At 44.3% G+C, this 255-nt stretch carries 1 pseudogene; it reads left to right on the forward strand.

Annotated features, from left to right (window positions below):
* A pseudogene (locus tag SINDD18_RS10170) lies at window positions 1–255 on the forward strand (DUF1542 domain-containing protein); the annotation flags it as partial.

Below are 255 nucleotides of genomic sequence, written 5' to 3' on the forward strand. Positions count from 1 at the left end.
AGAGCAGCCAGCTCAGCCAGAAGAGTCTAAGATTGACTACGATAAGGCTATGGCAAGCTTGGCAGAAGCTATTCAAAACAAGAGCAAGGAACTAGGCAACGATAAGGAAGCTAAGAAGAAACTAGTCGAGTTATCTGAGCAAGCTCTTGCTGCTATCGAAGAAGCTAAGACTCAAGATGCAGTAGATAAAGCTTTACAAGCTGCCCTAGCTTCTATCAATCAACTTCAAGCTGCTCCGAAAGAGGAACCAAAACC

This window comes from Streptococcus infantis (assembly GCF_001579645.1).
Lineage (GTDB): Bacteria > Bacillota > Bacilli > Lactobacillales > Streptococcaceae > Streptococcus > Streptococcus infantis_E.